9 protein-coding genes are annotated in these 6,346 nt (G+C 47.9%); 7 read left to right on the top strand and 2 right to left on the bottom strand.

Annotated elements, in window-relative coordinates; all coding sequences use genetic code 11:
- On the top strand, positions 1-502 hold a 502-nt coding region (locus ACJAYR_RS00905), incomplete at its 5' end, for a TauD/TfdA dioxygenase family protein (protein WP_415234847.1).
- Here ACJAYR_RS00905 and ACJAYR_RS00900 read toward each other — a convergent pair.
- Positions 482-1,387 carry a LysR family transcriptional regulator gene (locus ACJAYR_RS00900; protein WP_415234846.1) on the bottom strand — a complete coding sequence of 302 codons (906 nt, stop codon included), beginning with the start codon at positions 1,385-1,387 and terminating at the stop codon, positions 482-484. The two genes, ACJAYR_RS00905 and ACJAYR_RS00900, sit on opposite strands and share 21 nt — an antisense overlap.
- Before the next feature lie 166 nt (positions 1,388-1,553).
- Between ACJAYR_RS00900 and egtD the strand changes: the two genes are divergently transcribed.
- Together egtD and egtB are read left to right on the top strand one after the other, a co-directional pair.
- Positions 1,554-2,522: an L-histidine N(alpha)-methyltransferase gene (gene egtD, locus ACJAYR_RS00895; RefSeq protein ID WP_415234845.1), complete on the top strand. Its 969-nt coding sequence runs from the start codon at positions 1,554-1,556 to the stop codon at positions 2,520-2,522.
- Entirely contained in the window at positions 2,519-3,808 is a 1,290-nt protein-coding gene (egtB, locus tag ACJAYR_RS00890; RefSeq protein WP_415234844.1) for an ergothioneine biosynthesis protein EgtB, read from the top strand. Before egtD ends, egtB begins: the two co-directional genes overlap by 4 nt.
- A 4-nt stretch (positions 3,809-3,812) precedes the next feature.
- Here the strand turns inward: egtB and ACJAYR_RS00885 are convergent, their stop codons facing one another.
- A complete protein-coding gene (locus ACJAYR_RS00885; RefSeq protein WP_415234843.1) occupies positions 3,813-4,193 on the bottom strand; it encodes a winged helix-turn-helix transcriptional regulator in 381 nt (126 codons plus the stop codon).
- A 135-nt stretch (positions 4,194-4,328) separates the two neighbouring features.
- Here ACJAYR_RS00885 and gstA point away from each other — a divergent pair, with 135 nt between their 5' ends.
- The 4 genes from gstA (at position 4,329) to ACJAYR_RS00865 (ending at position 6,339) form a co-directional block, all read left to right on the top strand.
- Positions 4,329-4,943 (top strand): glutathione transferase GstA, encoded by a 615-nt coding sequence (gene gstA, locus ACJAYR_RS00880; RefSeq protein WP_415234842.1) that lies wholly within the window; start codon positions 4,329-4,331, stop codon positions 4,941-4,943.
- A 40-nt stretch (positions 4,944-4,983) separates the two neighbouring features.
- Complete coding sequence (locus tag ACJAYR_RS00875) at positions 4,984-5,358, top strand: nuclear transport factor 2 family protein (RefSeq protein WP_415234841.1); 375 nt, start codon at positions 4,984-4,986, stop codon at positions 5,356-5,358.
- Between the two features lie 12 nt (positions 5,359-5,370).
- Positions 5,371-5,577 carry a tautomerase family protein gene (locus tag ACJAYR_RS00870; RefSeq protein ID WP_415234840.1) on the top strand — a complete coding sequence of 69 codons (207 nt, stop codon included), beginning with the start codon at positions 5,371-5,373 and terminating at the stop codon, positions 5,575-5,577.
- A 63-nt stretch (positions 5,578-5,640) separates the two neighbouring features.
- Positions 5,641-6,339: a VOC family protein gene (locus tag ACJAYR_RS00865; RefSeq protein WP_415234839.1), complete on the top strand. Its 699-nt coding sequence runs from the start codon at positions 5,641-5,643 to the stop codon at positions 6,337-6,339.
- Positions 6,340-6,346: the final 7 nt, after the last annotated feature.

Raw genomic sequence — 6,346 nt, 5'->3', positions numbered from 1 at the left:
CAGTTATCTCGCTTATGACACCTTGTCAGAAGGTATGAAACGCATTGTCGATCCATTAATCGCGGTTCATTCAGCCCGCCGCCCCTACGGCACAGGAAAAAGCATTTTGGGCGATACCTCCAAAAAGTCCATGACCATCATCCGAAGCGAAGAAGCCCATGAAGAAGTAGAACACCCCCTTGTTCGGATCCATCCTGAAACAGGTAAAAAAGTTTTGTTCGTCAATCCGGTGTACACGGTGCGGCTAAAGGATATGACCGAAAGAGACAGTAAAGAAATTCTTGAGAAGCTGTTCAACCACTCAATTTCAGAAGTGTTCACCTGTCGCTTCAGATGGCGCAAAAACTCGGTCGCAATGTGGGATAACCGCTGTGCCATGCATTTGGCACTGAACGATTATGACGGCTACCGAAGAGAGTTAAGACGTGTGACCATTGCGGGCGACGTCCCGTATGGCGCCGCAATGCCAAAACCAGACAAGTTAGTGATGGCCAACGGCTGAAAGTTTCCCTTCATATAGCGGAGCTTTTTGAAGAACGGCGCGGGTAATATGATCTTTAAATATTCTCATCCGGGCCGTTTCTTTTAAATCCGGGTGAGACAAAATCCACATATCAAAATAAGGGTGACTGATACTGCCGGGCAACCGCACTAAATTCGGTTCTCGATCTGCGGCAAAACATGGCAGAGACGCAATCCCCAACCCTGCCCTGACGGCTTGCAACTGCATCATACCGTTCGCAAGATTATGGCGTCCTGGTATTTCTGGATAAAGGCTATCCTTTATCCAGGATGGAGATTTCTCGCGTTCGTCCCATCGGATCCAATGCGCTGGACCGTCCTTCTGCTCCAGATCATGCTCTTGTAAAAACTGGCGAGAAGCATAATGCGCATAATGGATCGTGGCCAATTTTCGACCAATCAAATGAGGCGGCGGCAGAGAGCCGCACCGCATGGATCGCAAGGCAATATCTGCTTCCCGTTTTGACAAATCAAATACCCGGTAAGACAGAACCAGCTCCAAATTTATTTCAGAATATTCGCGTGAGAAAGTAACAATATCTGGCATCAGAATGTCTGATGTAAGCGAGTCGGGGAAGGTAATGCGTATATCCCCCTCCAAACGACCATCCTGCCCCAGCAAACGGCGCTCCAGCGCGTTCATATCCAATTCCATCTGGCTTGCCGTTTCAATCATATCCTCGCCAGCGACAGTCAAAACATACCCCGATGGTGTCCGGTCAAACAGCCGAACCCCGATATGTTGCTCAAACTGTTCCACACGGCGTGCGACTGTTGAATGACTGACATCCAGCAACACACCTGCCCCACGAATAGAGCCCGCCCGTGCCAACGCTAAAAAATACCGAACATCATCCCAATCCATCAGCATCCCACCTGTTTCATTTATAGACCAGCGCTTTCCAATTTCAGGACCTACCGGACCAATTTCACTACATTATATCGCTTATATAAAGCAGAGCTTCCTAAAATAATCGTGATGACAAAGATGAAGGAAAGTCTGTTCCAACCTTTTTGCGGGAGCCGCCAACATGTCAGGGAAGATTGCTGCGTTTCACGACTTTGAACCAATTCAGGACGATTTCAGGTCCGCCGTTCTGGACGGACTTTCAAGCCCACAGAAATCAATCCCCAGCAAATTTTTTTACGATGAAGAAGGATCGGCGTTATTTGACAGAATTTGCCATCTTGAAGAATATTACCCAACCCGCACGGAACTTGGCATTCTTCAAAAACACGGAAAAGAAATTGCCAGTTTCACGGGGGAGCATACGCACTTAATCGAGTTTGGAAGCGGGTCGAGTACGAAAATACAAACCTTGTTGGATGCGATCAACAAGCCCCTAAGCTATATCCCGATGGATATTTCTAAAGAGCATTTACTTGAAGCCGCGAAAAATCTGGCCGCCCGTTTTCCTGAAATTCCAGTAATTGCCATTTGTGCTGATTATACATCCGACTTCCAATTTCCTGCGCTGGTACCCGGCAAACGGACAGGCTTCTTTCCGGGCTCAACCATTGGAAATTTTGCCCCGAATGAAGCAACGGATTTTTTGCGGCAAACCCGGCAAATCCTGAACGGGGGCGATCTTCTTATTGGCGTCGACCTGGTAAAAGATCACGACGTTCTTTTTCAGGCCTACAATGATCAAGAAGGCATTACTGCCCAATTCAACTTAAACATCCTAGCGCGATGTAATGCAGAATTATCTGCAAATTTTGTGATCGACAATTTCGAACACTATGCCCCCTACAACGAAAAACAAAGCCGCATCGAAATGCATCTGGTTTCTAAAACGAATCAAATCGTCTCGGTGGGCGAAAACACATTTTCATTCAAGGCGGGGGAAAGCATCCATACTGAAAACTCCTATAAATATACAATTGAAGGGTTTCAGAAACTTGCATCAGTAGCGGGCTATAAATCCGGTAAGGCCTGGATAGACGAACAATCCCTGTTCAGTGTTCACTTTCTCAGTTCTTCGGAAGTACCATTATGACATATACCTTAGAGGCTAACCAAAACCGAACATCCCGCACAGGCGACCTGCTGAAGCAGTTTGATGAAATACGGACATGTACAGCGACATTGGCGGCGCCCCTATCCGACGCTGATGCGACCGTACAGTCCATGACTGACGCCAGTCCCGCAAAATGGCATCTTGGCCATACAAGCTGGTTCTTTGAAACTCTTATCCTGATACCGCACAAAGACGACTATCCCTGTTTCGACAAGCAGTACGCATTTCTTTTCAATTCCTATTACGAATCTCTGGGCCCGCGTCAGCCAAGGCCGCAACGTGGTATGCTAACCCGCCCTTCGCTTGCTGAAATCACCGATTACCGTCAGCATGTTAATCAGCATATGACGGAATTCTTGACACACACCCAACCAGACACGAGAACACTCGACCTTGTTGAATTAGGCCTGAACCATGAAATGCAGCATCAGGAACTGTTGCTCACAGACTTACTTCATCTGTTCGCGCAAAACCCTCTTAAGCCTATTTATCATCCCTCGGAACCTCTACCTGTAGCAAATGCCAGCCCTCCTGCAACTGTTGACTGGACGATCTATGAAGGCGGACTGGTTGAGGTCGGGCATGATCAAACAGGATTTTCGTTTGATTGTGAAACACCAAAGCACCAACAGATCCTCCGCCCCTTTAAATTGGCAAACAAACCGATAAACAATCGGGATTGGATAGAGTTCATGGACGATGGCGGCTATCAAAACCCATTGTTATGGCTTTCAGATGGCTGGGCGGCAGTACAAACAGAAGACTGGCACTCTCCCTTATACTGGGAAAAACGCGATGATATCTGGTGGTCGATGACATTACGAGGGTTTCAGCCGATTGATCTGGAAAGCCCGGCAAGCCATATCAGCTACTATGAAGCAGATGCGTTTGCGCGCTGGCGAGGGCATCGCCTACCGACCGAGTTTGAATGGGAAATTGCGGCAAGACAGAAGGCGATAGAAGGAAACTTTCTGGAAAGCGGACAGTATCGGCCGCGAAGATCACCGCCCCAAAAAACCAAGATGGCGCAGTTATATGGGGATGTTTGGGAATGGACAAGCAGCCCCTATATCTCCTATCCGGGTTTCAAACCAGCGGAGGGGGCTGTGGCTGAGTATAACGGCAAGTTCATGTCCGGTCAGTTTGTCCTGAAAGGCGGAGCCTGCACCACGCCGATCCGCCAGATGCGCCCTACATACCGGAATTTCTTTTATCCCCACCAACGGTGGCAAGTCACGGGTCTGCGTCTGGCAAAAGATGATTAAGCCATCAGGAGGCGAGTTCTTCCTGCCGGCTTTCCAGTGACTCCCGTTTCAATTTGATCTTATGCCCTACATTGGCAATCGCTTCAATCGCGGGCATCAGTTCTTTTCCAAATCCGGTCAAAGAGTATTCTACGGACGGCGGTGAGGTGGGCTTCACTTCACGGAAGATAATAAAACGGTCTTCCAGTTCCCTTAGCCGGGTGGTCAGCATTTTTGCGGACACATGTGGAATGTCCAGACGAAGCTCGCTAAACCGTCTCGCCCCTCCCTTTAGCGCCCATAAAATATTTGGAGTCCACGCCCCTCCAATCACCGCCATACATTCAGTAAGCGGACAATTGTTTGGCGGGGACGGGCTCTTGTTTTTTCTCACTTTCAAAGCCATGGTTTTTCCAGTTACTTTAAGTTACCAATCGGAAACGTTATAATTAGATAACATAAAGTTCTATGGTTTACAAATGTAACCTCAGTTTCTAAGTCTTCCTTTGTCTTAAGCGTAAAACCAAGAAAGAAGATTATAATGAAACTCTACTTTAAACCCGGTGCCTGCTCTCTTGCCTCTCATATCGTACTGAACGAAATTGGCTCTTCCTTTGATATTGAAGCCGTCGATACGGCGAAAGGGAAAACAGCATCTGGCGCCGATTACAACACAATCAACCCGCTTGGTTATGTTCCCGCCCTTGAAATTGATCCAGAAAACACTCTGGTAGAAGGAGCTGCCATACTCCAATATCTTGCTGATCAGAACCCAACCCATGCCCTCGCCCCACAGAACGGCACGTTGGAAAGAGCGAAACTTCAACAGCATCTAAATTTTATCTCTGCTGAACTTCACAAAGCTTTCGGACTGTTCTTTTCCGGCCGTGAATTAACCGCAAGTGAGCGGGAAGCAGGCACCTCAAGGGTCCATGAAAAGCTAGGATATTTTGAAAACATCCTCTCTGATGGACGCACGTTCCTTTTGGGCGATACGTTCAGTGTGGCCGATGCATATCTCTTCGTCGTGACGTCCTGGACTGGTTTCGTCAATATCGACATCAGCGGGTTTCCGAAGCTGAAGGCATTTTTGGGGCAAGTTGCCTCGCGACCAGCCGTACAGGCATCGATGAAAGCCGAAGGCCTTCTTAATTAATTAAAATGGGGGCAGTCGCCCCCATATTAGGGAGGGAAATATGTCTACTGAACATGTTCAAATCGGAAACCTGATCGACCAGTATTATGAAGGCTTGTTCACGTGCGATGTACCGCTATTGCAATCAGTTTTTCATCCAAAAGCGCAGTATTTCACCCGCAAAAACGACGATTTACTGCACTATGACATGGATGAATATTTTGAGGTTATTCGAAAAAGAACACCGCCCTCAGAGCGGGGGGAACAGCGGTACCTTAATGTTGATAGCATTGATATCACTGGCGCGGATACCGCATTGGTGAAACTCAACTGCCATATGATTAACACTGACTATACGGATTATCTTTCTCTCATTCGGATTAACGAAAGATGGCAAATCGTTGCCAAGACATTTCATGCAACCCCCATTGAATAATCGAGGACCATCATGCCTTATGTAAATATAAAGATAACCCGCGAAGGCGGAACCACCGCCGAGCAAAAAGCCGAGCTGATTGCGGGTGTCACCAACCTTCTGTCTGAAACACTCAACAAAAATCCGTCCACAACATTTGTCGTCATTGATGAGGTTGACCTTGATAACTGGGGTATCGGCGGATTACCCGTAGAGGATTATCGCAAAAAACACACCTGAAGACACGATTTCCTTTTCTTGTCCCCGTAAGCCTGCCAGAATTCACAGAAAAAGGAGAAGTCCATGAATTTGGCAAAGCAACATCTGGATATCGGTCTTTACACAAACAACAAAGACGCAATGCTGGAATTCTGGCAGCAGGAAATTGGTCTGCCATTCGATCATCTGGGGAAGCTGGGCGGCGGTATTCACCAACATCGTCATTTTCTAGGGGATGGCCCAACAGGCCCTATTCTGAAAATCAATCATGCCAGAGGGACGCTCGAAAACAATCGGCCCTCTGGCATAAGGGTCTTATATATTGCACAGCGGGACCTTTCCGAACCAGTCGAAAAGGCCGACCCTGACGGCAACAAAGTCCGTCTTGTACCGCATGGATTTCTTGGGATCACAGATACCGCGATTGAACTGCATGTGCGAAATCGCAACCAGTTTGACGACCATTATGGACGTGCTTTATCCCTCCCGTCCGAGGAAACCGAAAAAGGAACCGCTTTTCGGTGCGGACGCACTTTATTATTTGCGACAGAAGACCCGACCATCCTGCCAACAGGAGACCATGTTGCAAAAGGGTACCGCTATCTTACGGCTCAAATTTATTCAGCGAACAAAGAGCATGCCCATATCCTCAAAGAAGGAGGGCTTGAAGGCATGGCCCCAAACACATTGGGCACGACTGTCCGCTACAGCTTTGTCCGAGATCTTGATGGAAACTGGATGGAACTATCCCAGCGCGCCAGCCTAACAGGGTCATTGGATTGACCCTGCT

The sequence above is a fragment of the Sneathiella sp. genome (assembly GCF_047631475.1).
In the GTDB taxonomy this organism is placed as follows: domain Bacteria; phylum Pseudomonadota; class Alphaproteobacteria; order Sneathiellales; family Sneathiellaceae; genus Sneathiella.
This window is presented reverse-complemented; position numbering and strand designations above follow the sequence as displayed.